Genomic DNA, 19956 nt, shown 5'->3' on the forward strand with positions numbered 1-19956 from the left:
GCGGGTTGGGCCGTTTCGTTGACGATCTGGTTCCCGACTTCTTTGGCGGCTCCGACGAGTACCCCAACGAACTCAATCCCTTCGCGATGTACGAGGGCGCGCTCATAGACCCTGGGATAGCTCCACCTTTTACTGGCGGCCAAAGTCCGGGTGTCAACTATCGAATCCGCTACAGCGTGGGAGGGGTTCCACGCGAAGGGGTGATCCCTTCCATGGACGTCTACGGCCCTGTCTCCGGCCTAACGCGGCAAGAGACGCCCGGCCCTGGGCCTTTTGGTGAATCTTATGGCATTAGCTACCCCGGCACAGTAAGAACCTCTGCTGGAACCTCTGTCCAAGTTTTTTTGAATTTGGGCGGAGCATCATTCCGATGGATCAATTCTGTCAACGGGGAAAGCGCGTTTTCCGTCACAGGCTTAACCGTCACACCTTGGTATGGAGAACCAGACACCGGGGGTGATCCACCGGGTGGAGTAGATGCGGTACGTGCTCCCAACCCAGCAAGGCAGGCTACGCCTGGCGCTGCCCCGCGCACTCTGCCGTCACCGGCACCGCAACCTACGCCAAGCGATACCTCTTGGCCAGAGACCGCGCCCCAGGACGTGCCCGATACCACTCCACTGGCTTCTCCGGCTCCGGTTCCCAACTTTTCGCCTACGCCCACAGAAGAGCCAACCACCACCACCACGCCGAAGCCAGTTCCTCAGCCCACCGACCTGGAATCCCCGAGCGAAACCCCCTCTAACCTGGCCGATAACCCGCTGACACCGCCCGCAGAAGACCCGCTGACTCCAGTGGACAAAACGAAACCTACAGGGGGGCGATCGCCTATTTTGGGCGGCCTTCCGGGCACGTTCAGTGGTTCGTCAACATCGCCCCTAGAAGTGGCCATTCCAGTGGTACTGCTAGAAGGGGTGAGGCAGAAGGTCAACACTCCCACCGCTGATCTAACCAATCGCACCCAGCCCAATCCCAGCGTGCAGGTGGTCAAACCGCAGCCAGTTCAAACAGCCAATCTACCCCAGCCGCCAACCTGCATCTACGAGCGGCAGCGGGTGATGGACATTCAAAACAAGGCGACCGACACCCAGCAGCGAGCCGCTAACCCGGTGAGCGGCTTTCCTGGCCTGTACGGAATCGGAATTGAATCGCGGTTGAAGCTAGGGCAGACTTTCACCTTGCTAGAAACTCTTAATCAGTTTCTAAGAAAGGCGTGGGAGACCACACGTATGCAAAAGGTTTTGGATTTTCTAACCTTTGTTGGTGTGATGCACAACGTTTCAATGCTGAGCCGCGACATTGGAGAAACGTTTTTCTATGTGCTGGGGCAGGGATTAGATATTATTGGCATTGACGATGAAGAAGGCAACCAATTAGATATTGGCGAAATCGTTGGCACAACAGTTAAAAACTACGTTCGCTCTGTCTTTGGTGATGCGTTTGTGGATGGTGCGATTGATTCTTACCGTAAAGCAAACCGCATCGTTCAAAGCGCATCTATGATTATTTGGACGGTTCGAAGTATCTCAGACTCGACTCAGGACTTGCTTGAATGGGTGGCTGAGAACACGGGCAAAATAGGTAATGCCCTGCTTAGATTTGGTGTCGTTGGAGAGCGAGCCTATAAACCCATGAGCGAACGCGCTCAAGCTCAGCACCGCATGAGGACTCGTTTTAGCAAGCTAACCGACGCCGCAGAGCGAACAGAAGATATTGTTAGCTCTGCTTCAGTAGCCACCAGCAACGTTTTAGAAATTCAGGAAGAGTCAGGGGAATTACTCGAAAACTGGCAAGGGTTTAAATCTTCTGTGATTGAAGCCGTTCCCGATCCTTGGCTGGCTAATCAACCTGTAGAATCTCAGATTGCAACTGAATCAGCCGCCAGTGCCAGCCCTAACCTAACCGCTAGCGACGCTGAAAGGACTAATTAGCCATGCCTTTACCTCCCGACTTCTCAGAACAAGAGCACCTTCAAAGTGTTGTCAGAAAGTGGATGAATCGAGAGATACGAGATTACTTTAGAACGTCTGATGAAGGTGAGTTAGACGAAGACATTACAACTCCAAAAAGTTCTTTGGCATGGGCCTGTAGCCATAAAGACACCGATAGCTTAATCATGACTCAATTGCGCTGGTTGCTATTTGAGCGAGTCAGATTACAACGAATCCAAGTGCCTATTACTGGCATCCCAACAGGAACATTTCAGCCTACTCGTAGGTTTAAGCCTCAAATTCAGCTCTATTTCCAGGAGGATTTGGAGGACGTAGACGTAGAATTTGCCCCGGTAACCGGCGAGGTGAGTTTTAGACTGATGCAGTACGACAGCGACACCATAACCCCGGCGATCGCCCAGGTGCTCGCTACTCGGGTGCGCTCCAACTTTGCTGTCGGTGGTGGTTACCAATGGCGCAAGGGACGAGGAATGCTCAGCTATACCGATAAACGGAAAGGGTATCAGCTGCAAATCCTTTGCCGAAACGAGGGCAGCGGGCGAGAGCTGGTCGATAGGGTGCTTGACGTAGGACAAGACACCCCCGATTGGGAAAAGGCAAGCTATAGCGAAAACTTAGAAGAGGGGGCCGCTTACCCTGTGATTCCGCCAACAGAGCGCATTTATGGCGAAATTAGGCGACTGCCCCGCCGTAGGCCGATCGCCACCGTCCGGTTTCAATATGCCTTGCTGCACATTTGGGGCCTGCAAAACCCTATTCCCCTGGTTGATCGAACTGGCCTTTGGCCCTCAGAGTTGGCAAGTTAATGTCTCGCCCGCAGTTCTTAAAATTTGTCGGAGAGTCATAGCCTTTCCGCCGAAAATCTACCCACTGCGAGTCGGGCAGCATAGGCATAACGTTTTTTAAGGTGGATTGTTATGGGTAGACGGTATTCAGACATTAAGCGCGCAGCCAAGCTCCAGCAGGGGCTGACCAACTACATTAACCATTTACAGACCGCGGCAACACGCCCCAGTAAGGTGGGCACCCGAGGGGCGCGAGACCTGAGCCAGATTGTCTACATCGAACCCTTTACCGTTGGCATCGAAGCTGACGAAGTGGTTCAGGCACGGTGTAGCCCTACATCGTTTACCACCCTAAGCACCGCCATCAACGCTAGTTCTATCGCCAGGGTCACCGCTGCCCTAGGTGCTAAGACCGTGGTGAACTTCCCCAAGTTCTCGCCCGCTCGAATCGTACTGTTCCGCAATAACACCCGAGCGGTCACGGTGGCCACTAGCGATGTGACTGGGCTTCAATATCTGAAGTACAACGGCAATCGCTTTAGCTGCCCCTTCGGTGCAACGGCTGATATTGACGATCAGATGGACTCCTTCCTGGATGTCAAGGCTCGGCTGCTGACCGCCAACGCTGCCGCCGCCGTCAAGCGCGTCAGCCTGGTGCGAGAAAAAGTAGGCGTTGAAGCAATCTAAGCTATGGCTCTGGACATTTTCGACCCATTCTCTACCGTCTTCCGCAACCTCGACTCTAAGGGCGACCAGCGCGACCCCAGGGCCGAGGCCGAGGCCCTGGCCGTCCGTGAGGGGCTAATCGAAGACCTCATTAACGGCACAGGGTACCTCGACACCACACTGGACTGTCTAGCCGAGCAAGGCATCGATCCCGACGCCTGGATTAACCAGGTGGTAGACAACCTCGAGTGGGGCATTAGTTCAGGCATTGAGTTTACGAGCAACGAACACGGCCTATTACTACCGAGAACTAACCATGACTGAAGAAGAAGAGCTATATCAACAGACTCTGGCAAGCCTACGCCCCCGCCGTCGCCGCGTTAAACCGCCGTCCTTTAATGAGGGTGAGGAGCTGATCCCTGCTGGGGATTCGGCACCGCCTCCAGCTAAGGCTGCCGCCAAACCAGCGGCTAAACCCGAGCCCAAGGCCGATAAATAATGCCCTGGCAGACTCTAGGCACGGTTAACCCTAACCTGTTGAACTGGGAAACTATCCCCGCTTCGGTTCTGGGAAACCTGTTTAGAGTCCGTCAGAACTGGGTTGGGGAGTGGCCGGGGCAGGGCTACATCAGGCTGCGCCTGGTGCAGGCCGATGGTAGTTTTTACGAAATGGGGCGGCTCTACGCCACCCGAGACGAGCAGCTGATCACCTATCCCCTTGACCCGGTGCTGATAGAGGCGGGCTATGTGGCGCGGCGGTTTCAGCTCAAGCTCAATATGCGGGCCAGAATCTTCGCGGTGGCCAACTGGCAGGTGACGATCGAAGAGTATCTGCCCAGCGATGACGACCCGTTCCAAATCATTGACGGCGGTACTTATGACAACGGGAGTTAGGCTCAAGGCGAAGCGCACCACCGGCAGCGGGCCACCGCCTGAGCTGCTGTTTGGAGAGCTGGGCTACAGCGATGCAGACCAGCAGTTCTACATTGGCAGGGCCAACCCCGCGTTACCCCCTTCTACCTTTGGGGCAAGCGAAGCCCCACTTGCCCCTGTAGCCTTCTCGGGGGCCTATGCAGACCTCACGGGCATTCCAACCCTTACCGACTACGGCCCGGCGATCGCCGCACTCACCACCAGCGACGAAGCCCAAAACACAGCAATCGATGGCCTGGCGGCTGACATTGCCCTACTCGATAGCAGTCAAACGACCCAAGACATCTCCATTGCCGCCATTGAGGACGAGCAGGGCGCACAGAATAATGAGATCGCCTCTCTTATCACCACCACCGGCAACCAGGCCGCCACACTAGCCGCCCTGGCCTCAGTGGCCAGCTCCGGCAGCTACGCTGACCTCAGCGGCAAACCGGCTCTATTTTCTGGGGCCTACGCTGACCTCAGCGGCAAACCGGCTCTATTTTCTGGGGCCTACGCTGACCTGTCGGGGAAGCCAACCATACCCGCTGGGTTTACCTATGACCAGCCAGCCGAGCCGATTGCTCCAACGGTGGGGCAGACCTGGCGCGAGCGTAGCAATGGAGGGTTGATCGTGGGCCAGTGGCAGTGGAGCGGTAGCCTATGGCTGAGCGATTTGGAATACGATTCGGGCGGCGTACCAGAAGTTGCGAATATTTCTGCCTCCACTGTATTTAGGGCATCGCTGCCTTTTAGATGCTTACTTAGTCGCGCCGTTATACGAGTTGGCAGAGGGGCTGTCTATAATGCAAGCAACTATATTAATTTTCAGGTCAGAGGGGTGGGGCCATCCTCAGTTGTAGCAATAGGCCCTTTGTTTACCGGAAACACGGCTGAAATCCTTGCGACTCCTTCAGGCTCAGTTTTTGAAGTAGGCATAAATCTTGAGTCTGTATTCAACCCATTAGTGGGTGGGAATACTCCTCTTTTTATCTGGGTAGAAACGTCCACGTTCGGCAGTCCTAGCCAATTAGTAAGAGGCACCGCCGTTTATTCCTACAGAAAAATTCGATGAATAGCATAACCATCCAGACCGTTGACGGCATCACTCATGGCCCAATCGAAGTAGTAAATAGCGTTCCAGAGCTTGCGGCATACTCAAACAGTGTCGCCACACAAAACGCCTTGCAAGCGGCCTACGATTTAGGAAACTGGGAGCCCTACGAGTCGCCTCAGACTGAGCCGGAGCCACTGCCGCCCGACTGGCCCGCCTTCCGCCTGGCGCTGCTGAAGTCGGCCATGTTTCGAGCCTGGTCGGAGCTGTTGCCCGCGACCTGGCGGGAAGACCTCAAGATGGCGGCTCTGGTGGCCAACGCCGAGGCCCTGCAGGTTACCTATAACCACTGCGCTGCCCTAACGCTGCCAGGGCCTGCCGCCGTTGCTGAGTGGCAGCAGATTGCTGACCAGAACCAAATCCCCGTGACGTTTATCGTTGCCTCGGAGTAATGCCCACCCTTTCCCTTTACTTTGGTTTAGATTTTGCCGATGAGGACTGGCGCGGCTTGACCTACCAGCTTGACTGCCCTGGAGGTAAGCGGGGCGGTGAGTGGATTTTAGGTCGGGCACCAACGAGCGACCTAAGGATCAGCATTCGCAATGTGAGCAGGCGGCACGCGGCGATCGCCTATTCCTATGCCGCCGATCGCTGGTCTATTCAGGACTTGGGCAGCAGCGAAGGAACGTTTCTAAACGGCAGACTATTGCCCCCAGGTGATTTGCAACCGCTCAAAATTGGCGATCGCTTCTACCTGGCTGACAACTTGTTAAACGTTGTCGAGGATGAGCAGGATACGGTGGGCGGTGACTCTGGCCCACCGACGATCGCTAGCACAGAGCCGCTAGATTACCGGCCAGTTGAGCCACCAGCACCAACACCAGCACCAGCACCGCCGCGAACCTATGCCGATACGGCATTCTATGCGGTGCAGTGGTTGTTTTCGGGCTCGACTGTGTTGGGCAAGGTTTACCGAGTTGTGATGCTCGCTGGGGCTACGGCTTTCGTCGTGGCCCTAGTTGATTTGGCCCAACGTTAGGGTTTTGTACGAAATTAGGTAAGGCCGGGGGGAATGATAAAACAAGAGTTTTAGGTAGCGGCAATGGGCAAAGCCAAGCTTTATCTTTGGGGACTGATTGGTTTATCGGCGGGGTTAGCTGTCCTGAGCCAGAAGGGAAAGGATTTAGACCAGTCAACGCAGCCGGTGAGCCCTGCCGAATACCAGGCTGAGGTAAGTAAAGCAATTGCAGAAATAACGGATATGGACGCCCAAGGCGACATGCGTTATCAACCCAACTATGAAGCGGCGATATTGGGCCTTGATGCTCGATGCCCAGAGAAGCTCTCGTCGGTGCTGAATCTTTCGTTTAACGAAATCGAGGCCAGGGGAGAGGATGGGATTCAATTTGCTTTGCTCAATGAGCTAGAAGACACGCTTTATATCATTGAGCAATCTGGCCAACAGCCTACGGAATGCGCGACATTCATCTCTCAAAGCTCCTACGAATAAAAAACGCCCCCTGGTGTGGTTGGGGGCGTGGTGTGTTGGTTTGAAATTAACCCTACTCCCGATTTCCCCACAGTTCATCAAAGGGATTCTTAAACTGTGCTTCAGCCTCTTTGGCTCTCTGCTTAGACTCGGGAGTGTTCCAATACGCCTCTCTTTGGGCAGCTCTGGCGCGTAGTTCAGCGTTTCGCGCAGCTGCTCCGCTGCGGCCTTCAGACTGGTTTTCGGTTGCCATGGTTTTACCTAGTAGTTGTGCTTGAAGATTGCGATTAGGCCGCTGATGATAGCGGCGGCGGCGATCGCCACCAGTAGGGGGCGGCTGAGCCAGGCCCCGGCGAGCAAAATCAGCCCATAACCGATCGCTCCGTAGGGGTAGCGCTGGCCCCAGGCCCAAGCGCGAGCTGGTGCAGTGAGAGCCAGGCGTAGGTAGGTCACTCGTTTGGCTCCTTCAACCAGTCAAAGGTGACGGGGGAATGCTCGCCTATGGTTTCAGCCTGAGCTAGGGCGCGGGTTTTGTAGCTTCTCAGATAGCGGTAGTAGGCGGCTTCCTCAATGGCTAACTTTTGGGCGGCGACTGAGTTGCCCTTGCCGCCGATGTCGAGCCGATCGACCAGGCGGAGCAAAATTTCATCGCCAAAGGTGAGCAGGGCCGCGAGCAGAAGTAAGACTAATGCCATGGTCAAAGACTCGACAGGGGAAAGCATTAGCGATTGCCAGGTTAGGAACTGCTGCACCTTAAAAGCGATTGCATTAGAGCCTATATCAATGACATAAACGCCAATTAAAACCCATCTCCAAAAGAAGTCCATTAGGGCTGAACCACCTACCCCATAAAAGGGATTCATCCCCATTTGCTGCACTGCTCCTGTGCAGAGCTGAACGACAAAGATTAGCAACGCCAGCACCAGGGGAACGTACTGAGGCAGCACCATCATGGTGAAGCCATCGTAAGAGACCTTGGCATCAAAAACGGTTAAGGCAACAGCACCGACCAGTGCCAGGAACTTAATCGCGTTAACGCGCCTATGTCCAATTCTTTGCCCTGGGGGTTTCGGGAAATGTGCAGTGTTTGCCATCTGTTTTAGGCTCCTTCATAGCGGTAGTATTCGAGGCGTTTGGCAAAGGTGTCGCGCCGTTTTCTGGCGGCATCGTAGGCTGCGCTACGGCCTGGGGTGACCCCCCAGAGAGTCTTGATAATGTCGTTGCCTTTAGGGTTGAGGCCGTCTTTCTCAAGGTGGCGGCAGTAGGTCTCGAATTCGTCGGCCTGCTCTGGCTGGAGGGGGTCATAGGGTGCCCCCATGGTTTTGGGTGGCCAGTCTTGCGAATCGGCTGTAACCCCCGGAATTCCGTGCGAATTCGCATCTGGGCTGTTTTGCGAATTCGCATTGTCGCTTTGCGAATTCGCATTGTCGCTTTGCGAATTCCACTCGAATTCGCTCGAATTCCGCTCGAATTCGATGGGCTCAACGGTAGGAATTCCGTGGGTCGAATTCCCCGGCAGCCAGGTGGTGGGTAGGGGTGGCACATCAGCCATGGGGTGATAGTCGTCTGAACAGTCGGGCTTTACTTCCGTGAACCACGCATAAATGCCGCTGACAATGATTCCGACCAGCAGCAGCAGACCCATCGCGCCGCCTTCACCTGGGGCCATAGCGGGGGCAGATTGAGCTGTCATGGGGGCCGATGATTGAGCGCTCCACTGACATAAACCACGCTGATAAATGACCTCGCCGGGGTTAGTAGTGGTGAAGCTCTGGCGGTTGGGAATCTGATTAGAGAAGGCGTAGTTCTGCCCTAACCAAAAGTGCTCCCAGTTGCGGCCATGCTCATCAGTGGACAGTGAAACTTGGGCGCTTTCGCAGTTGTTATTCATAACTGAATTTCTATCCCCCCGTCCTTGAGATACTTAACCTCTTTGCCTTCAGCCCTTAATTTGGAGGCCCATTCTTGCACCGCTTTGTTTTGTTCCTGACGGTACTTTTCGTATTCGTCTGCTTCCTCGTGGCGGCCTTCAATGCGAAGTGTTTCTAAGTATTCATCCATGGCTTTAGTTTTTAAAACGACAAAAAGCGCCCCCCAGGAGAGTGGGGGCGCGGGCTCAGCAACGGTTATTGGGTGGCGGCTAGAATGCGTACCGCTTTGATGTGGGCAGACATGGCCCCGATCGCAGGGTTGTTTACCCTGACGGCCTGGGCTGTGGCGATCGCATCGTCTTGCCCGATGTGATGCAGGGGCAAGTCAGCGGCCTGGTTGTCAGGGTGGGAGGATGCGAGGGTGTACGGGTCTCGGTACATAATGAAATTGCCCTTCGTGGGGTAATCCCAGGGGTCTGCTTTCGACGGCTCTGCCCCTGGGGTTTACAAATTTGTTAGTCGGTGCGCTGCTGGTTCAGAGCTGTGATCAGGGCGTCGGCACGTTGAACAGCCATATCAGCGAGATCGCGGGGGTAAGAGTGGCTGTCTATAAGTTCCGCAGCCAGTAGCCCCTCCATGGCTTTTGCAGCAAAATATTCGCGTTTGGTGAGGCCACATTGGCCAAAGGCGATCTCCCCAGCATCAAGTGGAAATATGTTGTCGTTTGGGTTTGTCATGACTACGCCACCCCAACGCGAAACGCGCCGATCGCATCCACCAGACCATCTACCTCGCCCTTAAACTTGGGGGGCTGAGTAGGGCGGTAATACTGCCACGCCTCACAGAGCTCGCTATAAAGCTCGGCCTGGATGGGAGTGAGCTGCCCACCGTTGGCGCGCGCCTTTTTGGACAGGGCCAGCAGGCTGGGGCGTATAGAACTGAGGTTGCATGGGCACTGAAAATTAGCCCCCGGTGGAGGGGCGGGCGGTTGATTCATAATTGGATGGTTCCTGTTTACTAGATAGACAGTGGACTGAGGGGGCTAGCTTTGCGGGCGGTCCCCTTTTTATTGCTCGAAAAAGTCATCAGGCAGGTCTTTCAGCTCACACTTCAAAATCGCGCAAAGGGCTTTAACCTGGCGGATTGTCAGTCTTGCTTCAGAACGACCTTTGACCCAGTTTCGATAACTGTGATCGGTTACTCCCAGAGCTTCCGAAACGGCCTCTTGAGTAACACCGGCTTTCATCCGAAGGACTTCCAACGGTGACTCCTTCTTGGAACTTTGCTCCATAATAGCGTAAACCCATTTACGGGTAAAGTCGTTTACGCTATCCTTTCAATGGGAAGCGTAAATCGCTTTACAGGTCAATTCACTCGGCGGAATCGCTTGCCGGCTTGCCCGCCGAGTGAAACCCAATTATCCCAACACTCGACGCTGATCCATGAAAGCTACAGAGCCAACGCCACGGCATCCGAATAGGCACTAAAAAAACGGCGATCGCCTTCTGAGGGGGCGATCGCCGTTTTTGTGACCAGTAAGTACATCTTCTCCAACAGGAGCCATTATGCAACGAAAACCATCAGACCATAGCCAACGGCCCCAGCAGACCCAGTTCAGAGGGCCAGAGCAGTGAAGCAGAAGGACATCGCACTACCCAGAGACCTCAACGGCCAGCGTCTCTGCCAGCTCTTCAGCTACCCGTGGAAGTGGATAGAGACCCCCAGCGACACCCCCACCGCCGACTGGAAGACCAACGACAAATACCCCATCAAAGCCCGAGTGCTCTGGGCCAAGTGGCAAGACGCCGCCACCATCGTCGGCGTCAGGTTTGCCCCCACCACCAGCTACGCCATGATCGACATCGATGCTGGCAGCGACTACATAGAATCCACCCAGCGCATTAGATGGGCATTAGAGACCATCGGCATTACCCGAGTCATCATCGTGCGCAGCTCCTGGAGCGGTGGCCTCCACATCTACATCCCCTTCCCCCACCCCTACCGCACATTTAGCGTGGCCTGTGCCATTCGGCAGTGCCTAGAGGCCCAGGGCTTCAAACTTGCCCCCGGCCAGCTCGAGGTCTTTCCCAACGAAAAGCCCTATGGCAAAAGCTGGGTCGGTGAGTTCTTTGAATACAACGGTCACCGCCTGCCGCTCCAGCCCGGCACCGGCAGCGTCATCCTCGACGACGACCTGCAGCCCATCAGCCAAGACCTATCGCGGTTCTTTGCCCTCTGGGACAACGCCGTGCAGTTTAACGACCACTACGAAATCTTAGAGGCCCTCAGCGTGGCCCGTGGCAACCGCCGCCGCCACCGCCGCAAAGCCAACGGCAAATGCCAGGAGTGGAAAGACGACCTAGAGACCGTCATCAACGAAGGCTGGACCGGCCACGGCCAGACCAACGACATGCTGAAAGCGATCGCCACCTATGGCCGCGTCTTTGAAAGGCTCAGCGGCGTAGACCTGCAACGCTACGTGGTCAAAATCGCCCTCAACCGCCCCGGCCTAGACGAATGGTGTAACCACACCTATGAGCTTGCTAAGCGGTGCATCACCTGGTCCAGGTCCGTAGAGAAGTACTACTGGCCCATGGGCAGCGAACCCCTACGAGAGAGGAAAAGCCTAATGGATGTCTGCACCCAACGCGCCAACGAAGCCCGCGATCGTATCGCCGCCGCCGTCAAGCAACTTTGCCTGGATGGCCTCAACGTAGGCCAGCGGGTTAAGGCCATCATCGCAGAGGCCCACTGTAGCCCCCAGACCCTCTACAAAAACTGCGATCTCTGGCACCYSWMYCYAKANCNACAYSTRAMRCYKSYRACGMMNGMTNAGANGYGYNGATCKCRGYSRYCNCCRGAKSMTWWAMRMMAARAAAWMSTRAACAGCCTCGAAAGCGCTGATATAGCGGCGTTTACACCTTTAGGGGGAGAGAATGAAGTGTGTATTTTGGAGACCGCCCCTTTAAAAAATTTATCCTCCGGGGGGGAGAAGAGGGGGTCCGGGGGAGAGGAGGGGTTATCCCCAGCACCAGCACCAGCACCAGCACCAACACCATGGCCCCCTCTAAACTGGCAGCCCAATTACTCAGGGGGTAGCCATGCTTAGAGAACGCCCCATCCTCCGCCAATATCGCGGCCCCCAGGCCGCCGATGCTGCCACGCCAGCTACCGGTGGCGAAGATTTATCCGACCTCATCGCTCAGGCCGATGTTCTCCGGCGGCTGCTGGGCTACGAACTCTGGATCGACTTAACGGTCCTATGCGACGGCAATGACCCCAGAGACCTAAACCGCCGTGGTCTGGTGTGGCTAATCGGTCAGTTTGGAGTCATGCAAAGGGAGGGCAGACGCCATATCAGCGCGTGCCGCCGCCCTCGGCAGCTGCCCCTGCTGGGAGGTGCGATCGATGGGTAGAAACCCCAAATGGAACAGCCCCACCGACTCCGTGCGGCTGCCCAAACACGCCATCCCCGCCGCTATGGCCCTAGCCAGGCAGCTCGACAACGCAGAGGCCACCCGCCGCCTGCTGGMTAACGTACAAAACCCCCCAGGCCCCTATCTGGTCACTCTGGAGGATGGGAGCCGCACCGAAAGCTACCTTATCGATCCTGACCCAGAGACCCCACCCGAAACCTGGGCCGAGGCCGATCGCCTGGTAGAGCAGCTGGTGGCAGAGCACGGCTATAAAAACCTGCTGTACATCATTGGCCGTATGGCTCAAGCGTGGGGGAAGCCGGTAGAACTGGGAGGTCGGGGCGATGCCTAACAAACTTAACGATCAATGGGTTACCACCGGGGCGGCCTGCAAAGCCCTGTGCATAAGCGACAAACAGCTTTGGAAATTACGTACAAAACTCTTTAAGCAGGGTACTCACTACCGAAACATCGCCTTACCCCAAGCGGCCCGACCTACCTACCGCTGGCACTTGGCCCGCATAGAGCAGCTGCTCAGCCTCTCTCAGGAAGAAAGGGGAGCTTGAGGCCGATCAGCCCTCGCCATCAGCACCCGATACGCCCGGTCGTGAACCTCCTCGCTGATCCATCGGTGGTAGGTCCGGCAGTGCACATCGACACTGTGCCCCATCTGCTGCGCGGCCAGCTCCACCGGCATACCAAACTCTAGGCTCCTAACCGCCCAGGCGTGGCGCAGGTCATAGGGGCCGAAGGGCACCCCGTAGCGCCTGAAAGCCACCGTTACCCGATGGCCTAGGGCGCTATTGTTCGCGCCGGTGCATGAGGGCAATTGGGGACAGTTGAGCCCAAATTGCTCGACCCACTCCGGGTACAGCGGGTAGACCCGGTGAAAGTTCGTTTTGCTGCCGTCGAGCACCAGCAGCACCGGCATCTTCGAGAAATCTAGGTAGAACAGCTCATGATTCCGCAACCCATAGGCCGCCATCAGCCCATAGGCAGCCTGCCACGTCGGATTGGGGATGTTGGCCCACCACTCGGCAATCAGCGCGTCTGGGGGCACCTCGCGCACCTCTGTGGTGGTAGTTGAGTAGTGACCCTTGAGCGGGCTAAAGTCGCACTCCAGGCCCGCAAACTTGGCCAGCCGCCCAAAGCAGTCGCACACCCGCTTGCGTGTCCTGGTGTCCGGGTCTGTGGCCTTAATGGTGTCCCGCAGCAGCTGCACGGTCAACGGCTTTCCCGGAGGCAGCTTGCTAAATGCCTTGAGATAATCATCGCGCCAGGTAGTCTCTGTTTTTGAGCTGCGCTGGCGACGGGTAAAGTAGTCTCGCTCGAAGGCTGTGATCCAATCGGTAACTGTGCGGCTCTCGCCGGTGGCTCCATAGTCAGCCCAGTCAAACTTCCTCGCCTCTAGCAACAGTCCTAGGCGCTTGGCCTCGACCTCCGCCAGCTTAAGCCCCGCTGGGTTGGCATGGTGGCCCAGAAAGAGCCGCTGCTGATATGGGCCGTGCCTGGAACTACCCGGCCTGGGTGGCAACGTGGCTCGCAGACAGAGCCGCTTACCACTCACCTCGATCGACACGCCTACCCTGCCGGTACGCAGTCGGCTGTTAGCCTGCTTCAATCTGCCCTGAAAATCCATGCGCCTAAAATCCGTCCTAAAAACCTGGGGAGTGTTAGGGAGTGTTAGGGAGCATTAGGGAGGGTTAACAAAACGTAAACCGCCTAGAACTCCCTGGCTGTAGGAGTTCTGGGCGGTTTGCAGACATTAAAAAGATGGCTCAGGCGTGATTTGAACACGCGACCAAGGGCTTATGAGTCCCCTGCTCTACCACTGAGCTACTGAGCCATAGCGTATGATTTTGCCAACCAGAGCTGCGCTTTATTGGTCAGCCAACAGTTAATGAATCTATCACAAAATAGACAAGATACCAAGTCGTTAGCGGCAATTTTGCCAAGACTTTTGCTGAAGTCAGCAATCCGCTAGACCAGACAGCGAGCCAATAAATCTATTAGCCCGCTGTCTGATCACAAGCGCATCAACTAGCGACTTGGCAGATAGGCCATCGGGTTAACAGCGCCACTGTTGGGAGGGTGAATCTCAAAGTGAAGGTGAGGCCCGGTGCTGTAACCAGTACTGCCCATCTCCGAAATCTGCTGGCCCTGGCTGACCTGTTGACCCTCGCGCACCAGCAAACGGCTGTTATGGGCATAGCGGGTCATACTGCCATCGGCGTGGCGAATGTCCACCAGGTTGCCATAGCCCCCGGAGTTCCAGCCCGATCGGACCACTACCCCTGAAGCGGCCGCGACAATGGGCGTACCTACGGGTCCAGCAATGTCGATACCTCGGTGCATGCGACCCCAGCGCCAGCCATAGCCCGAGGTAAATGTTCCCTGGGTAGGCCAAACGAAGCCGTTAGACAGAGCGGGTGCCTCGGGCAAAAACTGATCGGCTCCCGGCATCATGGGCATGTTGGGCGTGACGGTCTGACCCACCGGCAGGTTAGGCGCAACCCGATAGGCATCGGCCCCCAAAGGTGCCGCAGCCAGCAGCTGGCTGGGAATAGCTTCGCTCTCGGGGCGAGCAGAATCTGCCTGTACGGGTTGTCCAACAGATTCAACAGCGGGTTCGGGCACCGTGCCAAGAGCGGCAACGGTTTGGGTTTCATCCTTGGCAGCATCGGTAACCGTCCACTGGGCTTCGGTGGTTTGAGCACCTTCTCTAACCGCCAAAGCTGTAGCACTAGCCGGTTCAACACCGCCGACCGCTGGTTGTGCCAGTGCCGCGGGTTGAGGAGCGTGATACTCAAGCGATACCCTGGCGGGAGCAACTGCACTGGTACGGCTCCGCTCTAGCTCTTGACGGGCCTCACGGATGCGGGCATTCAGCTCGTTGCGATCGACTAGGGCGCTGTTGGACTCACGGATGCGGGCTAGATGATCGCGGATAGCTTGCTCGCGGGTTATGGGAGCAGCCGCCAGCTCACTCGTCGATGGGCTAGGAGTTTCGGGAGCTTCGACCACCTCAGCAGGAGCTGAAGCCACCGGAATACTAAGGCTGTCGCCAACCAGCAGAGCCTCTGGGCTATCTACAGTGCTGTTGTGGCTGAGCAGTTCATCTAGAGTGACACCGTTGCTTGAGGCAATCGACCAGAGCGTGTCCCCTGGTTTGACCTGATAGGAGCGCAGAGCACCAGTGCTCGTGACGGCCTCCGTATTCGACGACCGCAAAGGCAGCGCCGCCAGGGTCAAGTCTTTCTTAACGCTTGCGACCTGAGTGCTAACGGCGGCGGGCACAGGGGCAGGTTGGCGACTGGCTACAGGCACATCTCCCCCGTCGTATAGGGGCAGGCTGGTCTGGAGTGAATCGGCCTGGGCTGCCTCAACAGCAGGCTGAGCAGGAGCTACGGCATTGAGTTGAACCGCCTGCTGATCTGCGGAGGGCGCGCCTTGAGCGTCAGCAACCAGCCAGGATTGACTTGGTTCAGAAGCTACAGGCTCAGGAGTCAGTACCTCGGAGGCCGCCTGAGCGGAAGCGCCAGCGGTACTGGCGATCGCAGCCGTTGCGGCGGGCTCGGTCGCATCGTCGGCAACAACTTCGCCTAACTCCAGCTTCTCAGCGTCGGAAGTGGCTAGAAGCGCCTCAGAAAGCTCATCTTCTGCACCCAGAGACAGGGCTTCATCTAGCTCCCAGGCCTGCTTGAGCTCATCTACTGAAGGAATATCGCCAGTGGGCAGCAAGCCACTGGCAGCAGCCAGGTCACCACCGACACCACCAGCCACCCCAGCTTTAAGGGCCAAGCGAGAGGTTGCCGTAGCAGTGGTCAAGTTATCCATGCCCACGGACGGCACCCGAATAACCTGCCCCACACGCAGCGTGTCGTCGGCAACAATGCCGTTAGCTGCCTTGATAGATTGAACATCAGCTTCGTGCTGAGCCGCAATTTTCCACAGGCTCTCGCCGGGTTCAACCTTGTGATAGGCCGATGAACTGGCCGCTTGGGCCGACACTAGCTTAGGCGTTTGGCCTTGCTCGCGATTGGCAGCGGGCAATACAGTCAAGTGAGAGCCGTCGGCAGCTAGGGCTAGCTCGGGTTCGGTGAGCAGAGGAGCAGACGCTCCAAACGATAGGGCCAGGCCCAGCATGGCTGCCGAAGTTTGCACTCGACGATAACCTCCTGAAGTCTCCGATTGAGTGTCACTCAAACTAGAGGGTAGACAATCAACTTTAGACTCTTTGGGAACTACGCGTTTCAAGGAACGACCTCCTGTAAACCAGCGCTTAACAGCCCGTAGAACGCCTTATCAACCAGCCAAGAGGGAACTGTCCAAGGGGCAGAAACCCTGTCTTTGCAAAAGTTTTGAGGCAAGCTGCTAGCAAAAGAACAACAACGGATCGACAGATTTACGCCTTGGCTTGGTAACAATAACCCGCTTTGGCAACCTAGGCAAGTTTACATGACTTAACACGAAAATCAATACCCAGGCATTCTCTGTCATTTCCCTGAACCCTAGGCTCGTGACCGGGAACTTCACGTGCACAACATAAACGTTTAACCCTAAAAAAAAGTATTTGGCAAGCGTATTGCCATGGCCCTGACCGAGAAAACACATCGGCACAAAATCGGCACGAATTGAGCACAAACCGGCTTTGGTAAGGGACGAATTGCCGCTAAAAGGTATGAAAAGCCTTGGCCCCGGGGCATGATCGAGGTCCTGCCCCGGGGCTTCGACAGGAGCTTATAGCCCTAGGCAAAACCCAAAACAGCGGGATGAAAGCCAGGTCATATAAATTTCTTATCTTGGCTGCCCCAAATTTGTATCCCTGACAACCACTTATTTTCTGAGCCGTTTTTTTGAGCCGGGGGTTGTTAAATAGAGGCCTTTTTGGAGGGATAAGCCCCAAAAGCTGTTGGTACAACCAGGGTTTAGAGCACGCCCTTAACAGGGTTAAGTCGAAGCCATTTCATTACTTCATGGCTATTGAACAGTGCAATCTAGGCACAAAACGTTCTTTAGAGAGGGCCTTGAGTTCTAGTTTCGTCAGCGCTGGGGGAGACGGGATAGCGATCGCGCTGGCAGAACTGGGGTCTAGCAGCGTGCAGGTTCAGGCCAGGGCGGAGTCGGGATGAGAGGTTTGCAGCTGACGCAGGGCCTCAAAGAGAGCAACAGCGGCACTAACCGAAAGGTTAAGACTGCGGACGATGCTGCGATCCATGGGGATAAAGGCAGTTTCGTCACAGCTGGACAGGATTTGCTTGGGCAAACCCTCGGTTTCGCTGCCAAACAACAGCCAGTCGTTGGGTCGATAGACCATATCTGTATAGTTACATCGCCCAGAGGTACTAAAGCCAATGGTTCGTCCTCCCTGTAGACGCTGCTGGGCCTGAAAAGTTTCCCAATCGGGGTGCAGGGTGAGGTCGACCTGGGGCCAGTAGTCTAGGCCAGCGCGCTTGAGTGCGCGATCGCTAAGGTCAAACCCAAGGGGGCCAACCAGGTGTAGAGGCGTTGTTGTAGCGGCACAGGTGCGGGCTATATTGCCCGTATTGGGGGGGATTTGGGGATTGACCAGAACAATGACAGGCATATAGACCAGAACTAGAACAGGGGGCACGACCCACTGGGTCAAGGCTTATTCACGGCAAGGGAGGAAATGTCTAGGGGATATAGATTTTATTAATACTTCCTTCGGTGGTTCCACCCTATTCGAAAATTGTTTTATGAGCGGGGGGATCGGGTTCTACTGAAAAAGCTTTCCTTATTGCACCTATAAGTAATTTCTTACCCTTGGCTGGACCGCATTGCCTCAGGCGGCACAGGGCTCGCACAGTTCCTGGGCTAGGAGCGCCTCAGTGGTTGCGACCTCTGCGATCGCATTCTGCACTACCTGGGCGACCGACTGCCCGGCTCCGTGCTGCCGCAGCCAGCGCTGGGCCTCGTTGCCCTCCCGCAAGATCTTCTTGACCGGACTGAGGAAGCAGCTAATGCCGTTAGCTTTGGCAATCGGCGATACTTCCTCATAGAGCTGCTGTATCCACTGCCGGGCCAGGATGGGGCGACCGTCCTGCCAGTGGCGCAGTTCGGCATCTAGGCTGTGCTTGGCCACGGCGGCTTCGTTGGCGTCGGTGAGGGCCACCAGATCGTCATTGCGACGGTCTGCAGGAAACTCACTCATGAGCAGCGGATCTAGCTCAGGGTTTTGAATAAGCTGAATGAGCCGTGCCTCAAGCAAGGCGGTGACAGCGAGCAGCGCCACCGGGTCGCTGATTAGGTCACAAATTCGCAACTCCAGTCGATTGAGGTTGTAGGGGCGGCGATCGCCGTTGGGCCGCACCGCCGACCACAGATGGCGCACGTTTTGCATGGTGCCTGCCGCTAGCTGCGCCTCCATCCACTGAATGTGGTGGGCGTGGCTGGTAAACAGGGGCACCAGAGCCGGAGTTTTTGGAAAAACCTGCCAGCGGCTGGAGTGGGAGCCCGTGATTTGACCACCCAAAAACGGCGATGAGGCAGTCAGCGCCAGGTATAGGGGAGCTTCGACCCGCACCAGGCGGCAGGCCCGCATCAGCACATCTGGATCTGAAATGCCGATATTAATGTGGACGCTAGCGGTAACTACGGTGGTGCCGTAGGTCTGCTCGATATAGCTGTGGTAGGGGTTATGGGGGTCAGACCGATAAAAGCGATCGGTTGGCCCCAGCGCTAGCGCGCTGCCGGGTATCAGCGTGTAGTCGCCCAAGACCTTGAGGTAGCGGCGCAGCTCGTGGCGAGGGCGCACTAGCTCGCACAGCAGTTTTTCGTACTGACAGAGGGGTGGGGTGGTGTACTCCACATTGCGGCTGTCGGGTTCGCGCACAAAGCCGTTGAGATCGGCCACAATGCGGTCGGAGAGACCGACAATTTCCCCGGCTGGGGTACCGGTATACATCTCAATTTCAAACCCTTTCGACAGCAGCACGGCATTCCTCGCTGGAGACAGCACACTATATATAGTCAGATTCAGTCAGCTCTCAATCATCCTATCGATGACCGGCCACCCCTTCGCGGCTGGAGCAGCGGCTAGGGTAGCGCTGCGGTAGCCAGGGCGATCGCACGGTTGGCCGCAAAGGCACGGGCAATGGTATCGCAGCGCTCGTTGCCCACATCGCCCGAATGGCCGCGCACGTACACCCACTGGAGGGGACGATCGAGGGTTTGGTTGACCTCGGTGGTGACCGCGTCTAGCACTTCCCACAGATCGCGGTTAAGCACGGGCTTTTTGGCTGAGTTCACCCAACCCCGCCGCTTCCAGCCCGCAATCCACTGGGTGATGCCCTTCAGCACGTACTCGCTGTCGGTGTGAATGGTGACGGGCGTGGTCTGGCCGCTGTCGCGCAGCAGGGTGAGACCCGCGATCGCCGCCTGCATTTCCATGCGGTTGTTGGTGGTTTGGGCGGCCCCGCCACCCAGTTCGTGTACGCCGCCGTCGGTCAGGTACAGCACGGTGCCCCAGCCGCCGGGGCCAGGGTTACCGGAGCAGGCTCCGTCGGTATAGATTCGCTCGATGATGGCCATGTTGATCTGTACAATCCTTAAAAAATTGCGGGTTAACCCCTGTAATGTCTGGGGTTTGGAGGGGCATCCTAATGCTAAGAGTATTCCATCTAATAAACGTCTCTTTAAGAGATCGCAACCTCAGCCAGTTGGGTCTGCTGCCGCAAAACTTCAGAGCACATATAGCTGGAACACTCTAAGACCGAACCGTCCTTTATGGATGCCACACCCAAGGTCATGGGCAGGGTGCACCTACCTTCGTCACGCTACCCTCACGA

Annotated in this window: 25 protein-coding genes and 1 tRNA gene; 12 read left to right on the forward strand and 14 right to left on the reverse strand. The window is 56.4% G+C overall.

The genetic code is table 11. The features are described from left to right. Positions 1–884: 884 nt before the first annotated feature. The 10 genes from IQ265_RS30715 (at position 885) to IQ265_RS30760 (ending at position 6879) form a co-directional block, all read left to right on the forward strand. A complete protein-coding gene (locus IQ265_RS30715; protein ID WP_194058011.1) occupies positions 885–1931 on the forward strand; it encodes a hypothetical protein in 1047 nt (348 codons plus the stop codon). Between the two features lie 323 nt (positions 1932–2254). Then, entirely contained in the window at positions 2255–2758 is a 504-nt protein-coding gene (locus tag IQ265_RS30720; protein WP_228038362.1) for a hypothetical protein, read from the forward strand. Between the two features lie 111 nt (positions 2759–2869). Continuing rightward, positions 2870–3424: a hypothetical protein gene (locus IQ265_RS30725; protein WP_194058015.1), complete on the forward strand. Its 555-nt coding sequence runs from the start codon at positions 2870–2872 to the stop codon at positions 3422–3424. Positions 3425–3427: 3 nt separating this feature from the next. After that, on the forward strand, positions 3428–3727 hold the full coding sequence (locus IQ265_RS30730) for a hypothetical protein (protein WP_194058017.1): 300 nt from the start codon (positions 3428–3430) through the stop codon (positions 3725–3727). Continuing rightward, on the forward strand, positions 3720–3902 hold the full coding sequence (locus IQ265_RS30735) for a hypothetical protein (RefSeq protein ID WP_194058019.1): 183 nt from the start codon (positions 3720–3722) through the stop codon (positions 3900–3902). The genes IQ265_RS30730 and IQ265_RS30735 overlap by 8 nt, the downstream gene beginning before the upstream one ends. Beyond that, the gene (locus tag IQ265_RS30740; RefSeq protein ID WP_194058021.1) at positions 3902–4297 is read left to right on the forward strand and encodes a hypothetical protein; all 396 of its coding nucleotides are present in this window, start codon (positions 3902–3904) and stop codon (positions 4295–4297) included. Before IQ265_RS30735 ends, IQ265_RS30740 begins: the two co-directional genes overlap by 1 nt. Then, the gene (locus IQ265_RS30745; RefSeq protein ID WP_194058022.1) at positions 4281–5390 is read left to right on the forward strand and encodes a hypothetical protein; all 1110 of its coding nucleotides are present in this window, start codon (positions 4281–4283) and stop codon (positions 5388–5390) included. The genes IQ265_RS30740 and IQ265_RS30745 overlap by 17 nt, the downstream gene beginning before the upstream one ends. Next, the gene (locus IQ265_RS30750) at positions 5387–5821 is read left to right on the forward strand and encodes a hypothetical protein (protein ID WP_194058024.1); all 435 of its coding nucleotides are present in this window, start codon (positions 5387–5389) and stop codon (positions 5819–5821) included. Before IQ265_RS30745 ends, IQ265_RS30750 begins: the two co-directional genes overlap by 4 nt. Further along, on the forward strand, positions 5821–6408 hold the full coding sequence (locus IQ265_RS30755) for an FHA domain-containing protein (RefSeq protein WP_194058026.1): 588 nt from the start codon (positions 5821–5823) through the stop codon (positions 6406–6408). The genes IQ265_RS30750 and IQ265_RS30755 overlap by 1 nt, the downstream gene beginning before the upstream one ends. Before the next feature lie 63 nt (positions 6409–6471). Beyond that, on the forward strand, positions 6472–6879 hold the full coding sequence (locus IQ265_RS30760) for a hypothetical protein (protein ID WP_194058028.1): 408 nt from the start codon (positions 6472–6474) through the stop codon (positions 6877–6879). Between the two features lie 240 nt (positions 6880–7119). On the opposite strand, the gene IQ265_RS30765 is transcribed toward IQ265_RS30760, so the two are convergent. The 8 genes from IQ265_RS30765 to IQ265_RS30800 form a co-directional block, all read right to left on the reverse strand. Then, positions 7120–7311, reverse strand: a complete 192-nt coding sequence (locus IQ265_RS30765; RefSeq protein ID WP_194058030.1) for a hypothetical protein — start codon at positions 7309–7311, stop codon at positions 7120–7122. Further along, complete coding sequence (locus tag IQ265_RS30770; protein WP_194058032.1) at positions 7308–7553, reverse strand: hypothetical protein; 246 nt, start codon at positions 7551–7553, stop codon at positions 7308–7310. The genes IQ265_RS30765 and IQ265_RS30770 overlap by 4 nt, the downstream gene beginning before the upstream one ends. Positions 7554–7957: 404 nt before the next feature. Next, positions 7958–8749 carry a hypothetical protein gene (locus IQ265_RS30775; protein ID WP_194058034.1) on the reverse strand — a complete coding sequence of 264 codons (792 nt, stop codon included), beginning with the start codon at positions 8747–8749 and terminating at the stop codon, positions 7958–7960. After that, positions 8746–8919, reverse strand: coding sequence for a hypothetical protein (locus IQ265_RS30780; protein ID WP_194058036.1), 174 nt, complete (start codon positions 8917–8919; stop codon positions 8746–8748). Before IQ265_RS30780 ends, IQ265_RS30775 begins: the two co-directional genes overlap by 4 nt. 65 nt (positions 8920–8984) lie before the next feature. Continuing rightward, complete coding sequence (locus IQ265_RS30785; protein WP_194058038.1) at positions 8985–9170, reverse strand: hypothetical protein; 186 nt, start codon at positions 9168–9170, stop codon at positions 8985–8987. Positions 9171–9244: 74 nt separating this feature from the next. Further along, positions 9245–9466: a hypothetical protein gene (locus tag IQ265_RS30790; RefSeq protein ID WP_194058040.1), complete on the reverse strand. Its 222-nt coding sequence runs from the start codon at positions 9464–9466 to the stop codon at positions 9245–9247. Between the two features lie 2 nt (positions 9467–9468). Beyond that, positions 9469–9726, reverse strand: a complete 258-nt coding sequence (locus IQ265_RS30795) for a hypothetical protein (RefSeq protein WP_194058042.1) — start codon at positions 9724–9726, stop codon at positions 9469–9471. 69 nt (positions 9727–9795) lie between these two features. Continuing rightward, positions 9796–9990 (reverse strand): helix-turn-helix transcriptional regulator, encoded by a 195-nt coding sequence (locus tag IQ265_RS30800; protein ID WP_228038364.1) that lies wholly within the window; start codon positions 9988–9990, stop codon positions 9796–9798. Positions 9991–11830: 1840 nt separating this feature from the next. On the opposite strand from IQ265_RS30800, the gene IQ265_RS23290 reads away from it, so the two are divergent. After that, on the forward strand, positions 11831–12145 hold the full coding sequence (locus IQ265_RS23290) for a hypothetical protein (protein ID WP_194058046.1): 315 nt from the start codon (positions 11831–11833) through the stop codon (positions 12143–12145). Continuing rightward, positions 12138–12497 carry a hypothetical protein gene (locus tag IQ265_RS23295; RefSeq protein WP_194058048.1) on the forward strand — a complete coding sequence of 120 codons (360 nt, stop codon included), beginning with the start codon at positions 12138–12140 and terminating at the stop codon, positions 12495–12497. The genes IQ265_RS23290 and IQ265_RS23295 overlap by 8 nt, the downstream gene beginning before the upstream one ends. 192 nt (positions 12498–12689) lie before the next feature. On the opposite strand, the gene IQ265_RS23300 is transcribed toward IQ265_RS23295, so the two are convergent. The 6 genes from IQ265_RS23300 to rnhA form a co-directional block, all read right to left on the reverse strand. After that, complete coding sequence (locus tag IQ265_RS23300) at positions 12690–13784, reverse strand: site-specific integrase (RefSeq protein WP_194058050.1); 1095 nt, start codon at positions 13782–13784, stop codon at positions 12690–12692. Positions 13785–13919: 135 nt separating this feature from the next. Further along, a tRNA-Met gene (locus IQ265_RS23305) sits at positions 13920–13991 on the reverse strand. Positions 13992–14185: 194 nt separating this feature from the next. Further along, the gene (locus IQ265_RS23310) at positions 14186–16309 is read right to left on the reverse strand and encodes a peptidoglycan DD-metalloendopeptidase family protein (protein ID WP_194058052.1); all 2124 of its coding nucleotides are present in this window, start codon (positions 16307–16309) and stop codon (positions 14186–14188) included. A 943-nt stretch (positions 16310–17252) separates the two neighbouring features. Further along, positions 17253–17732 carry a tRNA (cytidine(34)-2'-O)-methyltransferase gene (locus tag IQ265_RS23315; protein WP_194058054.1) on the reverse strand — a complete coding sequence of 160 codons (480 nt, stop codon included), beginning with the start codon at positions 17730–17732 and terminating at the stop codon, positions 17253–17255. Between the two features lie 219 nt (positions 17733–17951). Continuing rightward, entirely contained in the window at positions 17952–19103 is a 1152-nt protein-coding gene (gene gshA, locus IQ265_RS23320) for a glutamate--cysteine ligase (RefSeq protein WP_194058056.1), read from the reverse strand. 101 nt (positions 19104–19204) lie between these two features. Continuing rightward, on the reverse strand, positions 19205–19699 hold the full coding sequence (gene rnhA / locus IQ265_RS23325) for a ribonuclease HI (RefSeq protein WP_194058058.1): 495 nt from the start codon (positions 19697–19699) through the stop codon (positions 19205–19207). Positions 19700–19956 lie beyond the last annotated feature (257 nt).

Source organism: Nodosilinea sp. LEGE 06152, from assembly GCF_015207525.1.
Lineage (GTDB): Bacteria > Cyanobacteriota > Cyanobacteriia > Phormidesmidales > Phormidesmidaceae > Nodosilinea.

Excerpts from the sequence above, each read along its gene's own strand:
- IQ265_RS30725 (WP_194058015.1), top strand. The coding sequence starts at position 2,870 with ATGGGTAGACGGTATTCAGACATTAAGCGCGCAGCCAAGCTCCAGCAG.
- IQ265_RS30730 (WP_194058017.1), top strand. The coding sequence starts at position 3,428 with ATGGCTCTGGACATTTTCGACCCATTCTCTACCGTCTTCCGCAACCTC.
- IQ265_RS30735 (WP_194058019.1), top strand. The coding sequence starts at position 3,720 with ATGACTGAAGAAGAAGAGCTATATCAACAGACTCTGGCAAGCCTACGC.
- IQ265_RS30740 (WP_194058021.1), top strand. The coding sequence starts at position 3,902 with ATGCCCTGGCAGACTCTAGGCACGGTTAACCCTAACCTGTTGAACTGG.
- IQ265_RS30745 (WP_194058022.1), top strand. The coding sequence starts at position 4,281 with ATGACAACGGGAGTTAGGCTCAAGGCGAAGCGCACCACCGGCAGCGGG.
- IQ265_RS30750 (WP_194058024.1), top strand. The coding sequence starts at position 5,387 with ATGAATAGCATAACCATCCAGACCGTTGACGGCATCACTCATGGCCCA.
- IQ265_RS30755 (WP_194058026.1), top strand. The coding sequence starts at position 5,821 with ATGCCCACCCTTTCCCTTTACTTTGGTTTAGATTTTGCCGATGAGGAC.
- IQ265_RS30760 (WP_194058028.1), top strand. The coding sequence starts at position 6,472 with ATGGGCAAAGCCAAGCTTTATCTTTGGGGACTGATTGGTTTATCGGCG.
- IQ265_RS30770 (WP_194058032.1), bottom strand. The coding sequence starts at position 7,553 with ATGGCATTAGTCTTACTTCTGCTCGCGGCCCTGCTCACCTTTGGCGAT.
- IQ265_RS30775 (WP_194058034.1), bottom strand. The coding sequence starts at position 8,749 with ATGAATAACAACTGCGAAAGCGCCCAAGTTTCACTGTCCACTGATGAG.
- IQ265_RS30780 (WP_194058036.1), bottom strand. The coding sequence starts at position 8,919 with ATGGATGAATACTTAGAAACACTTCGCATTGAAGGCCGCCACGAGGAA.
- IQ265_RS30785 (WP_194058038.1), bottom strand. The coding sequence starts at position 9,170 with ATGTACCGAGACCCGTACACCCTCGCATCCTCCCACCCTGACAACCAG.
- IQ265_RS30790 (WP_194058040.1), bottom strand. The coding sequence starts at position 9,466 with ATGACAAACCCAAACGACAACATATTTCCACTTGATGCTGGGGAGATC.
- IQ265_RS30795 (WP_194058042.1), bottom strand. The coding sequence starts at position 9,726 with ATGAATCAACCGCCCGCCCCTCCACCGGGGGCTAATTTTCAGTGCCCA.
- IQ265_RS23290 (WP_194058046.1), top strand. The coding sequence starts at position 11,831 with ATGCTTAGAGAACGCCCCATCCTCCGCCAATATCGCGGCCCCCAGGCC.
- IQ265_RS23300 (WP_194058050.1), bottom strand. The coding sequence starts at position 13,784 with ATGGATTTTCAGGGCAGATTGAAGCAGGCTAACAGCCGACTGCGTACC.
- IQ265_RS23315 (WP_194058054.1), bottom strand. The coding sequence starts at position 17,732 with ATGCCTGTCATTGTTCTGGTCAATCCCCAAATCCCCCCCAATACGGGC.
- rnhA (WP_194058058.1), bottom strand. The coding sequence starts at position 19,699 with ATGGCCATCATCGAGCGAATCTATACCGACGGAGCCTGCTCCGGTAAC.